This is a genomic window from Ralstonia chuxiongensis (assembly GCF_024158925.1).
Classification (GTDB): Bacteria; Pseudomonadota; Gammaproteobacteria; order Burkholderiales; family Burkholderiaceae; genus Ralstonia; species Ralstonia chuxiongensis.
This window is the reverse complement of the sequence record NZ_JAMYWC010000001.1, coordinates 543,792-562,140: the sequence shown is the minus strand read 5'-3', so window position 1 is coordinate 562,140 and position 18,349 is coordinate 543,792. Positions and strand designations below refer to the sequence as shown.

Below are 18,349 nucleotides of genomic sequence, written 5' to 3'. Positions count from 1 at the left end.
CCTGACCATGTTTCATGCCAACTGCCCGGCGTGTGGCGCGCCGGTGGAACTGAAGTCTGCGGCTGCCGTCATGGCGGTGTGCAGCTTCTGCAAAAGCACGCTGCTGCGCGACGGCGAGACGCTGTCCGACATCGGCAAGATGTCTGCCGTGCTCGAGGATTACGCACGCGTGCAGATCGGCACCACTGGGCGCTACAAGAACAAGGCGTTCACCGTCGTTGGCCGCATCCAGTTGCGCTACGACGCGGGTTTCTGGAACGAGTGGTACGTGCTGTTCGACGACGGCACCGATGGCTGGCTGGCAGAAGCGTCCGGCCAAGTCACGATGACGTTCGCGCGCGGCACACCGGCCAATGCGGTGGCATTCGAGGCGCTGCGTCCCGGCCAGCTTTACGACGCCGAGGGCACGCAATTCACGCTGTCCGACGTGCGCGAGGCCGATTGCACAGGCGGTCAGGGCGAATTGCCGTTCCGCGTGGGCGAGGGCTGGCATGCGCGCGTGGCCGACGGCCGCCGCGAAGACGCTTTCATCACGCTGGATTACTCCGACGGCACGGCGCCCACGCTCTACGTGGGTGAGGCCACCACGCTCGACGTGCTCAAGTGCCAGCTTCTGCGCACCGACGCCGAGATCAAGGAAACCGCCGGCCGCGTACCGCGCAAGCTCACGAATCTCGACTGCCCGCAGTGCGGCACGTCAATTCCGTTCAGCCCCGGCCTGACGGGCCACCTGCTGTGCCCCGGCTGCGGTGCGGCCATCGATGCCGCCACGCCGCGCGGCGACATCATTGCGCGCGCACGCTCGGTGCCGCAGGTGGCCACCACGCTGGAGCTGGGCGACAAGGCGCTCATCGACGGCCTGCAGTGGCAGGTGATCGGCGTGATGCGCCGCGCAGTGGTCGATGGCGGCGGCGAATGGTTCGAATACCTGCTGTACACGCCCAAGCGCGGTTTCAGCTGGATGGTCGAAACCGACGATGGCTGGTTTCGCGCGAGTGTGCTCGATCGCTGGCCCACCCAGAAGGACGGCCGCACCGCGGTGCTCGACGGCAAGGTCTACGCCCGCGACGAGGACTACACCTCGCGCGTGACCTACGCCGCCGGCGCCTTCAACTGGCGCGTTCAGGCCGGTGACCAGATGCGCGTTATCGAATACACCGCAGGCGAGGAAAGCCTGGCTGCGGAGAGCGACGCGCACGAGCTGACGTGGTCCAAAAGCACGCCGGTGAGCGCCGCTCAGATCAAGGCGTGGTTCGGTAAGGTGGTGGCGGAGCCTGCCAAGGCATCGTCGACGAACTACATGACGGTGGCGGTGGTGGCCTGTGTGCTGCTCGGTCTGCTGAACCTCGTACCGTTCTTCATGGCGCCGGGTTCGGTGTTCGGTATCACGTTCTTCGCGGCACTGCTGTTGCTGGTGCCCGCGTGGCTGGTTGCCAAGATCGGGGGCGGCGAATGAAGAACTGGTTCGTTCTCTATGCCGTGGCGGTGGTGATTGGCGCCACCTATATGGACTGGAAAGCCGGCTTTACCGCGCCGCGCACGCCGTCGTACGGCAGCAGCACGGGCGGCTCGTCTTACTGGGGTGGCTCATCGGGCGGCAGCGGTTATGGCGGCGGTTTCAGTGGGGGCCACAAGTGACGCGCACCGACGCAGCGCTTTCAGTGGATGAAGCATCCGCCGCCGTGGGCGAGCATCTTCTGCTCGATCTGTACGGCGTGGCGCCTGCGCTGCTGCGCGATGCCGCTGCACTGGAAACCGCACTGCGCGATGCTGCCGACGCGCTCGGCGCCACCATCCTGCATGCACATCTGCATCGTTTCGATTCCGTGCGCACGGGGTCGTCCGCTGGCGAGCAAGGCGGCGTGACCGGCGTGTTGCTGCTTGCTGAATCGCATCTTTCCATTCACACCTGGCCCGAGCATGGGTTTGCCGCCATCGATGCGTTCATGTGCGGCACCGGCACGACGCATGCCGCGCGCGCAGTGTTCGAGCGTGCGTTGGCGCCCGAACGTGTTGACGTTCGCGTCGCCCGCCGCGGCGGCGAGCCGTCGCCCGCCTGACCTACACCGGCTGGCCGTCGAATATCACGCGATTGCGCCCCAGCCGTTTGGCAGCCAGCAGCGCGGCATCGGCGCGCATGATGAGGTCGGCGGGCGTGCACAGGTTCTTCCCCGGCTCACAGCTCGCCAGGCCCAGGCTGATCGTGCACCGGATGTTGGCCTCGGGCGTGCCAATCTCCAAGGACTCCACAGCGCTGCGTAAGCGCTCCGCAATGCTGGTGGCCTGGGGGTTGTTCGTGTCGGGCAGCACCACCAGGAATTCTTCGCCGCCGTAGCGGCCTACCGCGTCGATGGGGCGCGAATTCACCCGCAGCGCACGTGCGATCTCAACCAATACCGTATCGCCCACGGGGTGGCCGTAGGTATCGTTCACGCGCTTGAAGTGGTCAACGTCAACCACCAGCAGTGAAAGGGGCTGCCCATGCAGCATCGCGTGGCCGCATTCGCGCGTGAGCAGTTCCATCGCAGCGCGCCGGTTCCAGATGCTCAGCATCGGATCGGTCAGGCTCTCGTGGCGCGCGACCTGCAGCTCGGTCAGGATGGAGCGCTGCGTTTCGCTCAGTTCGCGCTCGCGAAAACCCGATTCCACCCAACTGGCCAGGTCGTCGAGCAGCTCTCGCTCTGCGCGGTCGAATGTACGCGGCTTCTGGTCGATCACGCAGAGCGTGCCGACGGCATAGCCCGCGAGGTTCCTGACGGGCCGCCCGGCATAGAAGCGGATGTGGGGCGCGCCGGTAACGAGCGGGTTATCGGCAAAGCGCGGGTCGGCCATGGTGTCGGGAATGACCAGCATCTGGTCTTCGGCCACGGCATGTCCGCAGAACGAGATGTCGCGCGGGGTCTCGCGCACGCTCAGACCGATGCACGATTTGAACCACTGGCGCTGGGCGTCGATGAGCGACACGAGCACCACGGGAGCGTCAAACACCCGTTTGGTCGTGCGCGTGACGCGATCGAACAGTTCCTCATCCGGCGTGGACAGCAACAGCATGTCCTGGAGGGAGGCCAGACGTTCTGCTTCGTTATCCGGAATGGGGGCGGGTTTCATGCGCAGGGGGCGCCGGTCGGGCCGGCGCGCTTGAAACGGGCAATGCGAGAGGGATAGCCCACGCGTAGCAAGCCGCGGGCCCGTGGCACATCACGTTAGCGGCCGACCATGTTCTCTGGCCGCACCCACGCATCAAACTGCTCGGGCGTGACATAGCCCAACGCCAGCGCGGCTTCGCGCAGGCTCGTGCCTTCCTTGTGCGCCTTCTTGGCGATCTGCGCCGATTTGTCGTAACCGATATGCGGGTTGAGCGCCGTCACCAGCATTAGGGATCGCTGCACCAACTCGTCGATACGGTCGTGGTTCGGTTCGATCCCCACTGCGCAATGGTCGTTAAAGCTGCGCATGCCGTCGGCCAGCAGGCGCACGCTGTGCAGGAAGTTGTAGGCGATCATCGGGCGGAACACGTTCAGCTCGAAGTTGCCCGACGCACCGCCCACGTTCACTGCAACGTCGTTGCCGAAGACCTGCGCGCACAGCATTGTTACGGCTTCGCTCTGCGTGGGGTTGACCTTGCCCGGCATGATGGACGAGCCCGGCTCGTTCTCGGGGATGGAGATTTCGCCCAGGCCGCTGCGCGGGCCGCTGGCCAGCCACCGGATATCGTTGGCAATCTTGGTGAGGCTGGCGGCCAGCGTTTTCAGCGCGCCGTGTGCATGCACGAGGCCATCGGCCGACGCCATGGTCTCGAACTTGTTCGGCGAGGTGATGAAGGGCAAGCCGGTCAGTTGCGCCAATTCTGCGGCCACCTGTTCGGCGTAGCCGCTGGGGGCGTTCAAACCTGTGCCGACGGCCGTGCCGCCCAGCGCCAGTTCGCACAGGTGTGGCAGGGCGGCGTTCAGGTGCGTTTCGTTGTGCTGCAACTGCGCAACGTAGCCGGAGAACTCCTGGCCCAGCGTGAGCGGCGTCGCGTCCTGCAGATGCGTTCGGCCGATCTTGATGATGTCGTTGAAGTCCTCGGCTTTCTTGGCGAGCGTCTCGCGCAGCGTGCGCAGCGAGGGCAGCAAGTGCCGCGTGATGGCCGTTACAGCCGCCACGTGCATCGCCGTGGGGAACACATCGTTGGACGACTGGCTGCGGTTCACGTCATCGTTCGGATGCACGAGGCGCGCTTCGCCACGCTCGCCGCCGAGCAGTTCGCTGGCGCGGTTGGCGAGCACCTCGTTCATGTTCATGTTGGTCTGCGTGCCCGAGCCCGTTTGCCAGACCACCAGCGGAAATTCATTCGGGTGCTTGCCTGCGATGACTTCATCGGCGGCACCCACAATGGCGTTGGTTTTTTCGGCGGACAGCAGCCCGAGCCGCTGGTTGACGACGGCGCTGGCACGTTTGATGCGGGCGAGCGCGTCGATCAGCTCGCGCGGCATGCGGTCGCCGGCAATGTCGAAGTTCTGCAGCGAGCGTTGCGTTTGTGCGCCCCACAGGTGGTCGGCAGGGACTTCAATGGGGCCAAAAGTGTCGCGTTCGGTACGGGTGGTCATAGCAGAAGGAAAGGCGCGAGGTGACTGGGATGAACGCTCCAGTATAGGCAGAGCCCAGTGCCCTTGTTGGCGGTAGGGCGGATACGTCAGCCAAGCCGGGTACAGCGTTTGCGGGCTCACGCCAGGCGCGCCACAATGACGGCTGCCTCGCACACCGTGCCGCTCCTGCCCCCCGCCCCATGCCCACCACGCCCTCCGCTTCCGTCGACAAATCCCTGAAACCGCTGCTCTGGCTGGTGGCCATGGGTCTGTTCATGCAGACGCTCGATTCCACCATCGTCAACACCGCGTTGCCGGCGATGGCGCGCAGCCTGTCGGAAAGCCCGCTGAAGATGCAGTCGGTCATCATCGCCTACACGTTGACGACCGCCATGCTGATGCCCGCGTCAGGCTGGCTGGCCGATCGCTTCGGCACGCGAAAGATGTTCTTCGCCGCCATCTTCCTGTTCACCATCGGTTCTTTGTTCTGTGCAGAATCCCGCAGTCTGGACATGTTGATTGCCTCGCGTGTGGTGCAAGGTGTGGGCGGCGCGCTGCTGATGCCCGTGGGGCGGCTCACGGTGCTGCGCGTGGTGCCACGGGAGCAGTTTCTGCCCGCCATGAGTTTCGTCACGATTCCGGGGCTGATCGGCCCGCTGATCGGTCCGACGCTGGGGGGCTGGCTGGTGGAAGCCGTGTCGTGGCACTGGATCTTCCTCATCAACATTCCCGTGGGTGTGATCGGCGCCCTGGTCACGCTCAAGGTGATGCCCGATGTGCACGCTGAAGATGACAACGGTTTCGACTGGTCCGGCTACCTGATGCTGGCCTTCGGCATGGCAGCGGTGTCGTTCTCGCTCGATGGGCTGTCGGAACTGGGCTTCCAGCACGCGACGGTGCTGGTGCTGCTGGTCTTCGGTTTGGCCGCGCTCACAGCGTACTGGCTGCACGCGGGGCGCGTGGCCGGGCCGCTGTTTCCGCGCACGCTGTTCGGCATTCCGAGCTTTTCCATTGGTGTGCTGGGCAACCTGTTTGCGCGCATCGGCAGCGGCGGGATGCCGTTCCTCATTCCGCTGTTGCTGCAAGTGAGCCTCGGGTACACACCGCTGCAGGCCGGGCTGATGATGGTGCCGGTGGCCGCTGCCGGCATGGCCGCCAAGCCGTTGGGCACCTGGGCCATCAAACGCTACGGCTATCGCCGCATGCTCTCTGTCAACACGGTCATGGTTGGCCTGATGATGGCCAGCTTTGCCGTGATGACGCCCGACGTACCGGTGTGGCTGCGCATCGTGCAATTGGCGGTCTTCGGCACCTTCAACTCGATGCAGTTCACGGCCATGAATACGCTCACGCTCAAAGACCTGAGCGGCCCGCTGGCCAGTGCGGGCAACAGCATGCTCTCGATGGTGATGATGCTGTCAATGAGTCTGGGCGTGGCCGCAGCGGGCGCGTTGCTCACGGGCTTTACCGATTTCACCGCCGGGCCGGAAGGGCGCGACACGCTGGCTGCATTCCACAAGACGTTTGTCTGCGTGGGTGTCATGACTTGTGCGGCCGCGTGGATCTTCGCGCAGCTCTCGCGCTTCGAGTCAACGCACGTCGTCAAGCGGCCCGAGATGGAAGTGCATTGATTGCGTGCTTTGGCTGCCGCGCTGGCTACTTTTTCCAGTAGCCGCGCATCTTCTGGCTCAGGTCGACCTTTGCGGCGGCACGCGCTTCGGCCGCGGGGTCCGCACCGGGCTCCGGTTCCGGCCAGGCACACGCTTCGAACATCGGCAGCAGCGCAGGCGGAATGAATCGCGTGCGCGACGCGTAGATGTGCCGATCGCCATTGGCTGTTTGCTGCGTGACGTAGAAGCGCTGGGGCACCAGGATGTCCAGGTGCTCGCGCGCACGGGTCATCGCAACGTAGAGCAGCCGGCGTTCTTCTTCCAGCTCTTCATGCGAACCGGCGCCCAGATCGGCCGGCATGCAGCCGTCCACGGCGTTCAGCACATACACCGCTTTCCACTCCTGGCCTTTCGATGAATGGATCGTTGAGAGGATCAGGTAGTCCTCATCGCGGTATGGGTCGCCTGATTCATCGCTGGTCAGCTCGGGCGGGTCGAGCGTCATCTCCGTCAGGAAGCGCTCACGCGTGGCGTACGTGGCGGCCATGCGGGCGAGCTGGTCCAGATCGCCCTGGCGCACGGCCGCGTCGTCGTGCAGACGTTCCATGTGCGGCGAGTACCAGGCGCCTACGGCTTCGAGTTCACCAGCCCATTCCAGGCTGTCTTTGGGCGTGCGCAGGGCTTGCATGAGTGCCATCAGCGCAGACCAGTCGCCGGCCAGCCGTGCCGGTGGTTCGTGGGCGAGCAGCGCGGCAATCGGGTCCGCCGCTTCCGCCATGGCGTCGAGCACGCGTGCCGCCGTGGCAGGGCCTGCACCCGGCAGCAGTTGGATCACGCGAAACCCGGCGATGCGGTTGCGCGGGTTCTCGGCCCAGCGCAGCACCGAGAGCACATCCTTCACATGCGCGGCCTCCAGAAACTTGAGGCCGCCGTATTTCACGAACGGGATGTTGCGGCGCGTGAGTTCGATCTCCAGCGGCGCGCTGTGGCTCGCAGTGCGAAACAGCACCGCCTGCGATTTCAGCGTCAGCCCGCCTTCCCGTTGATGCAGCACCTGCTCGGCCACACAACGCGCCTGCTCGGCTTCATCGCGCACCGAAATCAAGCGCGGGCGATGCGTCGATGCGCGGTCCGTCCACAACGTCTTGGCAAAGCGCTCCGTTGCGAAGCGCATCACGCCGTTGGAGGCATCCAGAATCGGTTGCGTCGAACGGTAATTGCGCTCCAGCAGCACCGTGTGCGCCGGCCGCGAAAAGTGGCGCGGAAAGTCGAGGATGTTGCGCACCGTCGCCGCGCGAAATGCGTAGATCGATTGCGCGTCGTCGCCCACCACGGTGACGCCGCGGCCGTCCGGACGCAGCGCGCGCAGGATGGACGATTGCAGCCGGTTCGTGTCCTGGTATTCGTCGACGAGGATGTGGTCGAAGCGTGCGCCAATCTCGGCCGCCAGTTCTGCGTCAGACACCATCGCGTGCCAGTAGAGCAGCAGGTCGTCGTAGTCGAGCACGTGCTGCGCCTGCTTGGCTTCGACATACGCATCGAACAGCGTGCGCAGCTGCGTTTCCCACATCGCGCACCACGGGAAGTGGTGCTTGAGCACGACGTTCAGCGGGCTCTCGGCGTTGATGGCGCGCGAGTAGATTGCGATGCACGTCTGCTTGAGCGGGAAGCGGCGTTCCTTGGTCGACAGGTTCAGCTCATGGCGCACGACGTTGAGCAGATCGGCCGAGTCGCTGCGGTCATGGATGGTGAAATCGGGGGCGAGGCCGACGCGCTCGGCGTATTCACGCAGCAGGCGCGCGCCGATGCCGTGGAAGGTGCCGGCCCAGGGGAGGGTGGTTTTGTACGAAGTGCCAGCCGAATTGAGGGCGTTGTTCGATCGCTCGCCTTGCATGGCACGCGCCAGCAGGTGGCCGGCGCGGTTGGACAGCTCGCTCGCTGCCCGGCGGGAAAACGTCAGCAGCAGGATGCGCTGCGGATCGGCCCCATTGGCCACCAGATGCGCCACGCGCCAGCCCAGCGTGTGCGTCTTGCCGGACCCGGCACCGGCCAGCACGAGGAGCGGGCCGGTTTCCGCCGCATCCGCCCCGGAAATACCGAACTCGACCGCCTGGCGCTGCTGGTCGTTCAGTTGGGCTAGATAACCGGGGCCGGCCGCGGCATTGGCGGTGTCAGGGGTGGAGGAGGCGGTAAGCACGGCAGGGCGTCACAGAAAATAACTGTATGAATATACAGCACTGTGACGCCTGCTTTCGGAAAGTGAGGGCGGTGAATGGGAGGGCCGATCAGATCCCGTCCCGCAGCGTCTTCGCGAAGTCCTGCGGTGAGGCCCGCCGGTTGACGGCCTCCACCAGATCCGCCAGGAACCAGGGCAGCACGAGTTGCGTGCTTGGATCGCTCAGCCCGACGCGTAGTCTGTCAGGAGACGCCGGTTCGGCGGCTTTGGCCGGCTGGATCTGCTGCGGAGGCTGGCTGTGCGCGAGCATCCCTTGCAGGTCCTGATCGGTGAATGTGAAGGTCGACGTGGTCAGGGCCGAAGCGGACATTGCTGCCGACATCAGCGTCGCGGCCACGACAAGGTGTTTGAGGGTGTTGGCAGGCATCGTGGCCTCCAGAACAGAACGGTTGGGTGAGTAGGTGACCGGCGCGCTGCGCGATGGCCGCAGCCATGATCCTCCCTCCGATCCTGGCGGTGGCTTAGGGTTCCGTTTCTCTCAGGAAAACCTAAATATCTGCGCAATTCGATCAGTTGGCCTGCGGTTGCAGGGCGATCACCGCCATGCCCGTCAGCGCAATGGCCGCACCGCCGATATCCCAGCGCGTGAGCGTCATGCCGTCGACCAGGCGCAGCCACACCAGCGCCACCGCGATATACATGCCGCCGTATGCGGCATAGGTGCGGCCGGCCGCGGTCGGGTGCAGCGTCAGCAACCACGCGAACAGCGCCAGTGAGGCGGCCGCCGGCAGTAAGAGCCAGACCGGCTTGCCCTGACGCAGCACGAGCCAGGGCAGATAGCAACCGACGATTTCCGCCACTGCGGTGACGGCAAACAGCAAGGCAATGCGAAGCAGTTCCAAAGCGGGCCCCGAAGCAATCAAAACGCGGACGGCGCAGATTGTGGCATGCGGCGCCGCGCTGCCACGTGGTCTCAGGCGTGCGAGGCGGCGTGCGCCTGCAGCAGTGCATCGACTTCCTCTTGCGTGCCCGCATAGGCGCCGGCGCGCGTAGCTGTGAGGGCAGCCGCCGCAGCGGCTTGGCGCAGATGCGCTTGCACGGGCGCATCGGGCGATTGCAGCAGGCTCGCCAGCCAGCTTCCCATGGCGGCATCGCCGCAGCCGACGGTGTCCGCCACCGGCACGGCAAAGGCCGGTTGTGCGACACGGGCATCGTCTTGCCCTCGGTGCGCTGCTGCCAGCCATTCCATGCCATCGGCCCCGAGCGTGAGCAGGATGTCGGCCTGCGGCGCGAGGGTGCGCAGCGTGTTCAGTGGATCGGCATCACTGGGGAAAAGCTGGCGCAGATCTTCATCGGACACCTTGATGACAGACGCGATGGCGGCCATGCGCAGCAGCAGCGGCGCGTAGTGCGGTGCGTCCATCGCCGTGCGCCAGTTCGGGTCGAAGGTGATGCGCGTGCCTTGCGCGGCCAGCGTCTCGGCCAGTGTCACCAGGCGGCTGCCCAGCGGCTCGCGCGCGAGGCTGATGCAGCCGAAGTGGGCGATCTCCACGGCGGTTTGCCAGCCGGCGGGCAGGGCGTGTGCATCGAAATGCAGATCGGCGCTGTCATCGCCCACGAAGAAATAGTGCGGCGGCTGGGTGGACGTGACCATTGCCAGCAACGGCGAGCGGTCGACGCGCTGTAGAAAGCGCAGGTCAAGGCCAGCCGCCTGGGAATCTGCGAAGAGCGCATCGCCGAACACGTCGTTGCTGATGGCGCCCGCGTAGCCCGTGGGCACACCCAGACGCGCCGCCACGCGTGCCACATTCCAGCACGCGCCGCCCGGCCGGGCGAGCCACTGGCCGTTGCCCTGGTGCAGAAAATCAGTCAGCGCTTCACCAAAGACGACGAGGCGGGGCAATGACAAGAAGTCGGTCATGCTGGCAATGGCAGGTCAGTCGTTTGAGCGGAAGGTGTAAGCGGCAGCGGCGACGCACGCCGATACAGCGCACGGAATGTCGATAGCCGTTCAGCCAGGCGCGCGTGGCGTGCGGCATCGGGCCGATACGTGGCTTGCACGGGTGGCTTGGCGCAGACGGCCGCTTCGATGCCGCCGTCGGCCATCCAGCCCAGGCGGGCAGCGCCGAGGGCGCCGCCGGCTTCGCTGCCGACATGCGTCGTCAGTTCGGTGTTGAGCGTGTCGGCCAGCAACTGCGCCCAGAACGGACTGCGCGAGCCGCCGCCCACAAACGACAGCGATGCAACCTGCGTGCCCGCTGCGCGCAACGCGTCCAGGCCATCCGCCATGCCGAAGGCGACGCCCTCGATCACGGCATAACCGAGCGCGGCACGGTCGCTGGCGTGTGTGAGGTTGTGGAAATGCCCTTGCGCAAACGCGTCGTTGTGCGGCGTGCGTTCACCGCAAAGGTAGGGCAGGAAGAACGGCGCTGACTGGCGTTCAGATTCGGCCAGCGCGGCAATTTCAGGGAGCAGCGTGGCTTCCGGCACGCTCGTCAGTCGGCAGAACCAGCGCAGGCAGCTTGCCGCAGACAGCATCACGCTCATCTGGTGCCAACGCCCCGGCAGCGCATGGCAGAACGCGTGCACGGCTTGGGCAGGGTTCGGGCGAAAACGGTCGTTGACCACAAAGATCACGCCCGACGTGCCCAGTGAGAGGAAACCATCGCCTGGCTGTGTCGCGCCGATGCCCACAGCGCTGGCCGCGCCGTCGCCACCGCCGCCGGCAACGATGACGTCATGCGCTAGGCCCCATGCATTGGCCACCTCGGGCAGCAGCGTGCCGCTGGGCGCGCTGCCTTCCACCAGGCGCGGCATCTGGCGGCGTGACAAGCCCGTCGCGGCGAGCAGTTCGTCGGACCAGGTGCGCCGTGCCACGTCCAGCCAGAGCGTGCCGCCCGCGTCCGATGGGTCGGATGCGCGCTCGCCCGTCAGGCGAAGGCGCAGGTAGTCCTTGGGCAGCAGCACGCAATCGATGGCGTTGAACACATCGGGCTCATGGCGTGCGCTCCACAGCAGCTTCGGCGCGGTAAAACCGGGCATCGCCAGGTTGCCGGCGACGGTGTGCAGGTCGGGCACGCGACGGGTGAGTTCAAGGCATTCGGCGGTGCTGCGCGTGTCGTTCCAGAGCATGGCGGGGCGCAGCACACGGTCGCGTGCGTCGAGCAGCACCGCACCGTGCATCTGGCCCGACAGGCCGATCGCGCGTATGGCCGCGAAGGCCTCCGGCGCCGCATTGCGCAGTTTGCCGACGGCGGCACTCGTGGCTTGCCACCAATCTTCCGGCGTCTGCTCGGCCCAGCCCGGATGCAGTCGCGATACGGTGAGCGGCTCGCCCGCCGTGCCGACGATTGCGCCCGCTGCATCGAGCAGCAGCACTTTGACTTCCGAGGTTCCGAGATCGATGCCGAGGTACATGGGGCCGCCGGGTCCGGTTGCTTGAACCGTGGATTGTCGCGCGAATCCGCTGATACGTTGGTTGGCAACTAACCGGCCGTTGCGGCTTGTTCGACTGCCAGCCACGCCCGCACGCGCTCGATGGCGTCGCGAACAAGGCCGGTGAGCGCTTCCGTGCCCGCGAGATTGCCCCACAGTGCGGCGTTCCGGCAGTACACGGCAACCGGGTCGTCTGCGGCGAGCATGGCGTGCGCGGCAACCGGATCGAACTGGCCATCCTGATAGGCATACGGCAGCGCGCCCGCATGCCAGCGCTCCAGAAATACGAAGAACAGTGCCGGCAGCGTCGCCGTGGCAAGCGGCACATGCCCGCGCGCAAAGGACTCCGCCAGCGTGGGCGTGATGAACCCGGGGATCTTCGAAAAGCCGTCTGCTGCCACGCGCTGGTTGGTGTCGCCGATATGCGGATTGGCGAACCGGTCGAGCACGGTGTCGCGGTAGGCCGCCAGGTCGATGGGGCTGGGCTGATTGGCAGTGAGACACGGGATGACATCGTCGGTCACGTAGTCGCACGCCAGGCGCTGGATGGACGGCACGGCAACGCTTTCGTCAATCGTGTGCAGCCCCAGCAGCGTTCCGGCCCAGGCGATGCAGCTATGGCTGGCATTGAGCACGCGGATCTTTGCTTCCTCGTACGGCAGCACCGAAGGGACGAACTCGACGCCCACGCGTTCGAGCGCGGGCCGCCCGGCACGGAAATCGTCTTCCACCACCCATTGCGCAAAGGTTTCGGCCATCACGGGGCAGCGGTCTTGCCAGCCGGTCTGTGCGGTCACGCGATTGCGCAACGCGTCGGTCGGGCGTGGTGTGATGCGGTCGACCATCGTGTTGGGCGTGCTGGCATGTGCGTCGAGCCATGCTACGAGGCCGCTGTCGTCGGGCCTGCCGCGCAACGAAAGGAATTGGCGCAGGCCGCTGCGAAAGCGTTCTCCGTTGTGGCGCAGGTTGTCGCAATTGAGCAGCGTGAGAGCCGCGCCGCCACGCTGCAAGCGCAGGTGCAGCAGACGGGCCAGCGCGCCGTATAGCGTGCAGGCACCGCCGCGCAGGTCAGCGGCGATGTCGGGCTGCGTCGTGTCGAGCTGGTGCTGCTGGTCGAGGTAGTAGCCGCCTTCCGTCACGGTAAAGGAGATCACGCGCGTATCGGGCGCCGCCCCGATCTCGCACAGCGCCGCGAGTTCGGCATCCCACGGCACGACGGCATCGATGGATTGGATGCGCGTGTACGCTCGATGCCCGGCGGTGTCGACGGTCTCCAGCGTGTAAGCGCCGTGCTGAGCGGCAAGGTCATGCAGCAGCGGGCCGGCATCGTCGCGGATATTGGCCAGCGCCAAACGCCACGACGTGTCGCCGGTCTCGCGAAGGCGATGCAGATACCACGCCTGGTGCGCGCGATGGAAGGAGCCGGCACCCAGGTGCAGCCAGGTGGAGGAGGTCGGGGAAGGCATGATCGTGTGCAACGTTGGAGTATGAGCCTCAGGCGGCCAGTTGCGCCTGCAGGCGCGTCAGCGCATGGCCCTCGGCGTCGAACAGGTGGCAGTGCGCAGCGTCGGCAGACAACGTGATGGCGCTGCCGTGCGCGAGCCGGGTCGATTCCGGCACGCGCAGCACCAGGCCGTCGGGTGCGGCTTCGCAGTCGGCATGCAGATAGGCCACGTCGCCCAGGGACTCGATATGCGTGACGGTGCCCCGCAGGGTGCCCGCCGCGTCGAGATGCAGATGCTCCGGCCGGATGCCGAGCGTGACGGCATCCCCCGCACGCAGCTCACCCGGCGATACGGCCACCCGCTGTTGGCCGCCCGCGAGCGCCACGGCCACGCCCGACGTGTCGGCACGCGCGACGGTGCCACGCAGGAAGTTCATCTTGGGAGAGCCGATAAAGCCCGCCACAAACTGGCTGGCCGGGTGGTGATACAGCGTTTGCGGAGAGCCCACCTGTTCGATCCGTCCGTCACGCAGCACGACGATCTTGTCGGCCAGCGTCATGGCTTCCACCTGATCGTGCGTGACGTAGATCATGGTGGTCTTCAGTGCGTCGTGCAGGCGGGCAAACTCCAGGCGCATCTTCACGCGCAATGCGGCATCCAGGTTTGAGAGCGGCTCGTCAAACAGGAAGACCTTCGGTTCGCGGGTGATGGCACGGCCGATGGCCACGCGCTGGCGTTGACCGCCGGAGAGTTGGCGCGGCTTGCGATCGAGCAGCGCATCAATGTGCAGGACTTCGGCAGCGCGGCGTACGGCAGCGTCGATGGCCTCGCGCTTCATGCCCGAGAGTTTCAAACCGAAGGCCATGTTGTCGTACACGCTCATGTGCGGATACAGCGCGTATGACTGGAACACCATCGCAATGCCACGCTTGGCGGGTACCACATCGTTCACGCGCGTATCGCCGATCAGCAGGTCGCCGCCGTCGATGCCTTCCAGACCTGCAATCGTGCGCAGCAATGTCGATTTTCCACAGCCAGAAGGCCCGACGAAGACGACAAATTCGCCATCGGCAATATCCAGGTTGATGTCGTGCAGGACGGTGTTCTGTTCGTAGCGCTTTTGCAGGTGACGCAGGGTCAGGCTGGCCATGTCGAGGTCTCCTTGGGCGTGTTCTGTGTGCGGATCAGGCGGGCGTGGCGAGGGTCGACGAAAGCGCGTCGGCGAGTGCCCGCATGTCGGTAAAGACGTGCCGCGCGCCGGCAGCTAGCAGGCGCTGCGTGGCGACAGCCGGCACATGTGCGACGCCGGCAAAGCCGAATACGGTCAGGCCGGCGGCTCGCGCGGCGCGGACGCCGGTGTCGCTGTCTTCAATGACCAGGCATTGTGCGGGGCTGGCGCCCAGGCCCGCACACGCGGCGAGATACACGTCAGGCGCCGGTTTGGGCCGCGGTGTTTCGTAGGCGCTATAGATATGCTCGCCAAACAGCTCGCGCAGTCCGGCGCGGCGCAGGCTCGCTTCAATGCGCGGGCGGCTGCTGTTGCTGGCGACGGCCTTGGGCTGCGGCAGCGTGGCGAGCAGGTTGGCAATGCCGGGCACCGGCTGCGATTGCGTGGCGCAGTCGTGTTCGACATCAGCCACCACGGTGGCCAGTTGCGCGTCGGACAGGTGAAAGCCGATGCTGCTCTGCAACTCGCTCAGCAGTGCCATCGTGTTCATGCCCAGGCGCGGTTCGAGCATGTCTTCCAGCGCGGCGGATGAAAGGTGCGGTATGTGCGGACCCAGCGTGCGGATCAGCGCGCGCAACGCCACCGACTCGCTGTCGATCAGCACGCCGTCGCAATCGCAGATCAGGTAGGCGGGGGCGCGCTCGTTGGCATATTCGTTGGCGTGTGGCGTCATTTCACGGCCCCGAATGTCAGGCCGCGCACAAGTTGTCGTTGTGCCAGCCAACCCAGCACGAGGATCGGCGCAATCGCCAGTACCGAGGCCGCCGACAGCTTCGCCCAGAACAGCCCCTCGGGGTTTGAGTACGACGCAATGAACACGGTGAGCGGCGCGGCATCGATGCTGGTCAGGTTCAGGCTCCAGAACGCTTCGTTCCACGACAGGATCAGCAGGAGCAGCGCAGTGGAGGCCAGCCCCGGCAGCATCGTCGGCAGCAGCACGTAGACCAGTTCCTGCCAGAGGTTGGCGCCGTCCATGCGCGCGGCCTCCAGAATCTCGCGTGGCACGTCGTTGCAGTAGGTGAAGACCATCCACACGGCAATCGGCAGGTTGGCGAGCGTGTAGACGATGACGAGCGCGGTGATGGAATCCAGCAGGCCCGCCGTCTTTGCCAGCAGGTACACCGGCAGCAGCACGCCCACGGCCGGCATCATCTTGGTCGACAGCATCCACAGCAGCACCTGCTGGGTGCGCTTGTTCGGGAAGAACGCCATCGCATATCCCGCCGGAATGGCAATCGCCAGCGCCAGCAGCGTGGAAAGGATCGACACCGCCAGCGAGTTGCCGAGAAAGCTCGGGTAATGCGCGCGCTCCAGCACCTCGCGAAAGCTGTCGAGCGTGGGCGTAAACCACAGCGTGGGGGTGTAGGCGTCCTGCTCGGTCTTGAAGGCAGTGAGCGCTGCCCACGCGATCGGGAAGAACAGCACCAGGGCAATCGCCCACGCCAGCACGCCGGCAAGCCGTGTGCGCCAGGTTGAGGTGAGGGCGCTCATTGCTCGTGCACTCCCTTCAGGTTGCGGGCCAACATGCGGACGAGGAAGAACGCCACCACGTTTGCCAGTACGACGGCCACGATGCCGCCGGCCGACGCAATACCGATGTCGAACTGCTGCAGGCCGAGGCTGTAGACGAAGTAGGCGAGGTTGGTCGTGGCCGTGCCGGGGCCGCCGGCGGTGGTGGTGTGGATCTCGGCAAAGATCGAGAGCAGGAAGATGGTCTCGATCATCACCACCACGGCAATCGCACGCTTCAGGTGCGGCAGCACGATGTGCCAGAAGATGCGCACGGGGCTCGCGCCGTCGAGCTGCGCGGCTTCCTTCTGCTCAGGGTCGAGCGATTGCAGCGCCGTCAACAGGATCAGGAAGGCAAACGGCGTCCACTGCCACGCAACGATGATGATCACGGAGAGCATCGGCTGCGTCGCGAGCCAATCCACCGGCTCGACACCGAACAGGCGTGCCACCCACGCGGCCAGACCGTACACGGGGTGCAGCATCATGTTCTTCCAGATGAGCGCGGCCACCGTCGGCATGACAAAGAACGGGCTGATCACGAGAATGCGCGCCACACCGCGCCCCGCAAACGGCTGGTCGAACAGCACGGCCAGCAACGTGCCCGCCACGACGCTGATCACGAGCACCGAGCCGATCAACACCAACGTGTTGCCGATGGCCGGCCAAAAGGCGGGGTCTTCGATCAGGAAGCGGTAGTTGTCGAGCCCCGCCAGGCCGGTTTGGTCAGGGTTGAGCAGGTTGTAGCGGCTGACGGAGAAATACAGCGTCATCGCCAGCGGCACCGTCATCCACAGCAGCAGAACCAGCACCGATGGCGACACCAGCAGCGTGGGCAGCCAGCGCCGCGCGCGCTGTGGCTGTGCCGGCGTACCACCCATGCCGTTCACCCGCGACTCCAATACATGTTCCATGACACCTCCTGGCGCAGCAGCGGCTGCATCACTTCAGATAGCCGCCTTGGCGCATAGCCCGCTGTGCCTGCGATTGCGAGACACGGAGTGCATCGTCCACGGTCGTTTTGCCCGTGAGCGCGCCGGCAATCGCCTGGCCAACCACCGTGCCCAGCGACTGGAACTCCGGAATCGTCACGAACTGCACGCCGGTGTACGGCACCTTCTGCGCGGACGGATCGTTCGGGTTGGCAGTCTCGATAGCGTGGCGCACGAAGCTCGAGAACGGCGCAGCCTTCTGGTAGGCCGGGTCGTCATACGTCGATGCGCGCGTGCCCGGCGGCACCTCGCCCCAGCCCTGCGCCTTGGCCACGGCGCGAATGTATTCCTTGGATGTCGCCCACGCCGCAAACGTCTTGGCGGCCTCCGGCGATTTCGACGATTTCGGCACCGCAAGCGCCCAGATCCACAGCCAATGCGAGCCCTTCGGTGTGCTGGCGATGGGCGCATTCGCAAAGCCCACCTTGTCGGCCACCTTGGAATCCTTCGCGCTGCTGACCATGCCGGCGGCGACGGTCGCGTCGATCCACATGCCGCACTTGCCGCCCGAGAACAGCACAAGGTTCTCGTTGAATCCGTTGCTGCTTGCACCGGGCGGGCCGTATTTCTTCAACAGGTCGACATACGTGTTGACCGCCTGTTTCCACTGCGGCGTGTCGATGGTCGGCTGCCATTTCTCGTCGAACCAACGGCCGCCGAACGTGTTGACCATGGTGGACACCAGCGCCATGTTTTCGCCCCAGCCGGCCCGGCCGCGCAGGCAGATGCCGTACACACCCTTGGCGGGGTCGTGCAGCTTGGCGGCGAACTTGGCAATGTCGTCATACGTGGGCTGCTCGGGCATCTTCAGGCCCGCCGCACTGAACAGATCGCGCCGGTAATACGTCATCGAGCTTTCGGCATAGAACGGCACGGCGAAGAGTTTGCCACCCTGCGAGAGGCCATCGCGCACGGTCGGCAGCAGGTCGGCCGCGTCGTAGCTGGCGGGCATGTCCAGCGGGGCGAGCCAGCCTTTCTTGGCCCACAGCGGCGCTTCATAGCCGCCAATCGTCATCAGGTCGAACTGGCCGCTGCCGGTGGCGATGTCGGTGGTCACGCGCTGGCGCAGTACGCCTTCTTCCAGCGTGACCCAGCGCAGTTTGATGTCGGGATGCGCCTGCTCGAACTGGCTCGACAGTTTCTGCAGCACGATCATGTCGGGGTTATTGATCGTGGCAATCGTGAGCGTGGTGGGTGCGGCATGCGCAGAGACAGCGCAGAGAGCGGGGAAGGCAGCGAGGGCGGCCAGCTTGAGTAGTTGGGATGGGCGGGCCATCCCGCGCAGAAGCGTGCGGAACATGCAGTCGTCTCCTTTCTTGGAATGTGGCGATGCGGGCGCACCGCCTGGACTTGCTTCGGGTTTTGAGCAATTGTCCGTGTTGTGAG

General features: G+C 65.7%; 17 protein-coding genes. 4 read left to right on the top strand and 13 right to left on the bottom strand.

Annotation, left to right across the window (positions count from 1 at the left end; genetic code table 11):
• Nucleotides 1–7 precede the first annotated feature (7 nt).
• The 3 genes from NKG59_RS02360 to speD are packed head-to-tail and all read left to right on the top strand — an operon-like array spanning nucleotide 8 to nucleotide 2,060.
• Nucleotides 8–1,456, top strand: coding sequence for a DUF4178 domain-containing protein (locus tag NKG59_RS02360; protein ID WP_045201805.1), 1,449 nt, complete (start codon nucleotides 8–10; stop codon nucleotides 1,454–1,456).
• Complete coding sequence (locus NKG59_RS02355) at nucleotides 1,453–1,638, top strand: hypothetical protein (RefSeq protein ID WP_024978507.1); 186 nt, start codon at nucleotides 1,453–1,455, stop codon at nucleotides 1,636–1,638. The genes NKG59_RS02360 and NKG59_RS02355 overlap by 4 nt, the downstream gene beginning before the upstream one ends.
• Nucleotides 1,635–2,060 (top strand): adenosylmethionine decarboxylase, encoded by a 426-nt coding sequence (speD, locus tag NKG59_RS02350; protein WP_045201804.1) that lies wholly within the window; start codon nucleotides 1,635–1,637, stop codon nucleotides 2,058–2,060. Before NKG59_RS02355 ends, speD begins: the two co-directional genes overlap by 4 nt.
• Nucleotide 2,061: 1 nt before the next feature.
• On the opposite strand, the gene NKG59_RS02345 is transcribed toward speD, so the two are convergent.
• Together NKG59_RS02345 and fumC are read right to left on the bottom strand one after the other, a co-directional pair.
• A complete protein-coding gene (locus NKG59_RS02345; protein ID WP_253534851.1) occupies nucleotides 2,062–3,108 on the bottom strand; it encodes a sensor domain-containing diguanylate cyclase in 1,047 nt (348 codons plus the stop codon).
• 95 nt (nucleotides 3,109–3,203) lie between these two features.
• Nucleotides 3,204–4,589 carry a class II fumarate hydratase gene (fumC, locus tag NKG59_RS02340; RefSeq protein ID WP_253534849.1) on the bottom strand — a complete coding sequence of 462 codons (1,386 nt, stop codon included), beginning with the start codon at nucleotides 4,587–4,589 and terminating at the stop codon, nucleotides 3,204–3,206.
• A 179-nt stretch (nucleotides 4,590–4,768) separates the two neighbouring features.
• On the opposite strand from fumC, the gene mdtD reads away from it, so the two are divergent.
• Nucleotides 4,769–6,199 (top strand): multidrug transporter subunit MdtD, encoded by a 1,431-nt coding sequence (gene mdtD / locus NKG59_RS02335; RefSeq protein WP_253534847.1) that lies wholly within the window; start codon nucleotides 4,769–4,771, stop codon nucleotides 6,197–6,199.
• Nucleotides 6,200–6,224: 25 nt separating this feature from the next.
• Here the strand turns inward: mdtD and NKG59_RS02330 are convergent, their stop codons facing one another.
• The 11 genes from NKG59_RS02330 to NKG59_RS02280 all read right to left on the bottom strand — a co-directional run bounded on the left by NKG59_RS02330 (nucleotide 6,225) and on the right by NKG59_RS02280 (nucleotide 18,239).
• Entirely contained in the window at nucleotides 6,225–8,375 is a 2,151-nt protein-coding gene (locus tag NKG59_RS02330; RefSeq protein ID WP_253534845.1) for an ATP-dependent helicase, read from the bottom strand.
• An 88-nt stretch (nucleotides 8,376–8,463) separates the two neighbouring features.
• The gene (locus NKG59_RS02325) at nucleotides 8,464–8,781 is read right to left on the bottom strand and encodes a hypothetical protein (RefSeq protein ID WP_253534842.1); all 318 of its coding nucleotides are present in this window, start codon (nucleotides 8,779–8,781) and stop codon (nucleotides 8,464–8,466) included.
• Nucleotides 8,782–8,923: 142 nt separating this feature from the next.
• Nucleotides 8,924–9,256: a YnfA family protein gene (locus tag NKG59_RS02320; RefSeq protein WP_253534840.1), complete on the bottom strand. Its 333-nt coding sequence runs from the start codon at nucleotides 9,254–9,256 to the stop codon at nucleotides 8,924–8,926.
• Between the two features lie 71 nt (nucleotides 9,257–9,327).
• Entirely contained in the window at nucleotides 9,328–10,275 is a 948-nt protein-coding gene (locus tag NKG59_RS02315; protein WP_253534837.1) for a carbohydrate kinase family protein, read from the bottom strand.
• Nucleotides 10,272–11,771, bottom strand: a complete 1,500-nt coding sequence (gene xylB, locus NKG59_RS02310; protein WP_253534835.1) for a xylulokinase — start codon at nucleotides 11,769–11,771, stop codon at nucleotides 10,272–10,274. The genes NKG59_RS02315 and xylB overlap by 4 nt, the downstream gene beginning before the upstream one ends.
• A gap of 68 nt (nucleotides 11,772–11,839) precedes the next feature.
• Nucleotides 11,840–13,255 (bottom strand): D-arabinitol 4-dehydrogenase, encoded by a 1,416-nt coding sequence (dalD, locus tag NKG59_RS02305; RefSeq protein WP_253534833.1) that lies wholly within the window; start codon nucleotides 13,253–13,255, stop codon nucleotides 11,840–11,842.
• A gap of 28 nt (nucleotides 13,256–13,283) precedes the next feature.
• Entirely contained in the window at nucleotides 13,284–14,384 is a 1,101-nt protein-coding gene (locus NKG59_RS02300; RefSeq protein WP_253534831.1) for an ABC transporter ATP-binding protein, read from the bottom strand.
• Between the two features lie 34 nt (nucleotides 14,385–14,418).
• Complete coding sequence (locus tag NKG59_RS02295) at nucleotides 14,419–15,135, bottom strand: HAD family hydrolase (RefSeq protein WP_045201788.1); 717 nt, start codon at nucleotides 15,133–15,135, stop codon at nucleotides 14,419–14,421.
• Entirely contained in the window at nucleotides 15,132–15,953 is an 822-nt protein-coding gene (locus tag NKG59_RS02290; protein ID WP_024978520.1) for a carbohydrate ABC transporter permease, read from the bottom strand. The genes NKG59_RS02295 and NKG59_RS02290 overlap by 4 nt, the downstream gene beginning before the upstream one ends.
• Complete coding sequence (locus NKG59_RS02285) at nucleotides 15,950–16,852, bottom strand: carbohydrate ABC transporter permease (protein ID WP_253535672.1); 903 nt, start codon at nucleotides 16,850–16,852, stop codon at nucleotides 15,950–15,952. The genes NKG59_RS02290 and NKG59_RS02285 overlap by 4 nt, the downstream gene beginning before the upstream one ends.
• A gap of 61 nt (nucleotides 16,853–16,913) precedes the next feature.
• Nucleotides 16,914–18,239 carry an ABC transporter substrate-binding protein gene (locus tag NKG59_RS02280; RefSeq protein WP_253535671.1) on the bottom strand — a complete coding sequence of 442 codons (1,326 nt, stop codon included), beginning with the start codon at nucleotides 18,237–18,239 and terminating at the stop codon, nucleotides 16,914–16,916.
• Nucleotides 18,240–18,349: the final 110 nt, after the last annotated feature.

What these genes read in the sequence shown, in the direction of transcription:
- NKG59_RS02360 (WP_045201805.1), top strand. Translation starts at nt 8, where the DNA reads ATGTTTCATGCCAACTGCCCGGCGTGTGGCGCGCCGGTGGAACTGAAG.
- NKG59_RS02355 (WP_024978507.1), top strand. Translation starts at nt 1,453, where the DNA reads ATGAAGAACTGGTTCGTTCTCTATGCCGTGGCGGTGGTGATTGGCGCC.
- NKG59_RS02345 (WP_253534851.1), bottom strand. Translation starts at nt 3,108, where the DNA reads ATGAAACCCGCCCCCATTCCGGATAACGAAGCAGAACGTCTGGCCTCC.
- fumC (WP_253534849.1), bottom strand. Translation starts at nt 4,589, where the DNA reads ATGACCACCCGTACCGAACGCGACACTTTTGGCCCCATTGAAGTCCCT.
- mdtD (WP_253534847.1), top strand. Translation starts at nt 4,769, where the DNA reads ATGCCCACCACGCCCTCCGCTTCCGTCGACAAATCCCTGAAACCGCTG.
- NKG59_RS02325 (WP_253534842.1), bottom strand. Translation starts at nt 8,781, where the DNA reads ATGCCTGCCAACACCCTCAAACACCTTGTCGTGGCCGCGACGCTGATG.
- NKG59_RS02315 (WP_253534837.1), bottom strand. Translation starts at nt 10,275, where the DNA reads ATGACCGACTTCTTGTCATTGCCCCGCCTCGTCGTCTTTGGTGAAGCG.
- xylB (WP_253534835.1), bottom strand. Translation starts at nt 11,771, where the DNA reads ATGTACCTCGGCATCGATCTCGGAACCTCGGAAGTCAAAGTGCTGCTG.
- dalD (WP_253534833.1), bottom strand. Translation starts at nt 13,255, where the DNA reads ATGCCTTCCCCGACCTCCTCCACCTGGCTGCACCTGGGTGCCGGCTCC.
- NKG59_RS02300 (WP_253534831.1), bottom strand. Translation starts at nt 14,384, where the DNA reads ATGGCCAGCCTGACCCTGCGTCACCTGCAAAAGCGCTACGAACAGAAC.
- NKG59_RS02295 (WP_045201788.1), bottom strand. Translation starts at nt 15,135, where the DNA reads ATGACGCCACACGCCAACGAATATGCCAACGAGCGCGCCCCCGCCTAC.
- NKG59_RS02290 (WP_024978520.1), bottom strand. Translation starts at nt 15,953, where the DNA reads ATGAGCGCCCTCACCTCAACCTGGCGCACACGGCTTGCCGGCGTGCTG.
- NKG59_RS02285 (WP_253535672.1), bottom strand. Translation starts at nt 16,852, where the DNA reads ATGGGTGGTACGCCGGCACAGCCACAGCGCGCGCGGCGCTGGCTGCCC.
- NKG59_RS02280 (WP_253535671.1), bottom strand. Translation starts at nt 18,239, where the DNA reads ATGGCCCGCCCATCCCAACTACTCAAGCTGGCCGCCCTCGCTGCCTTC.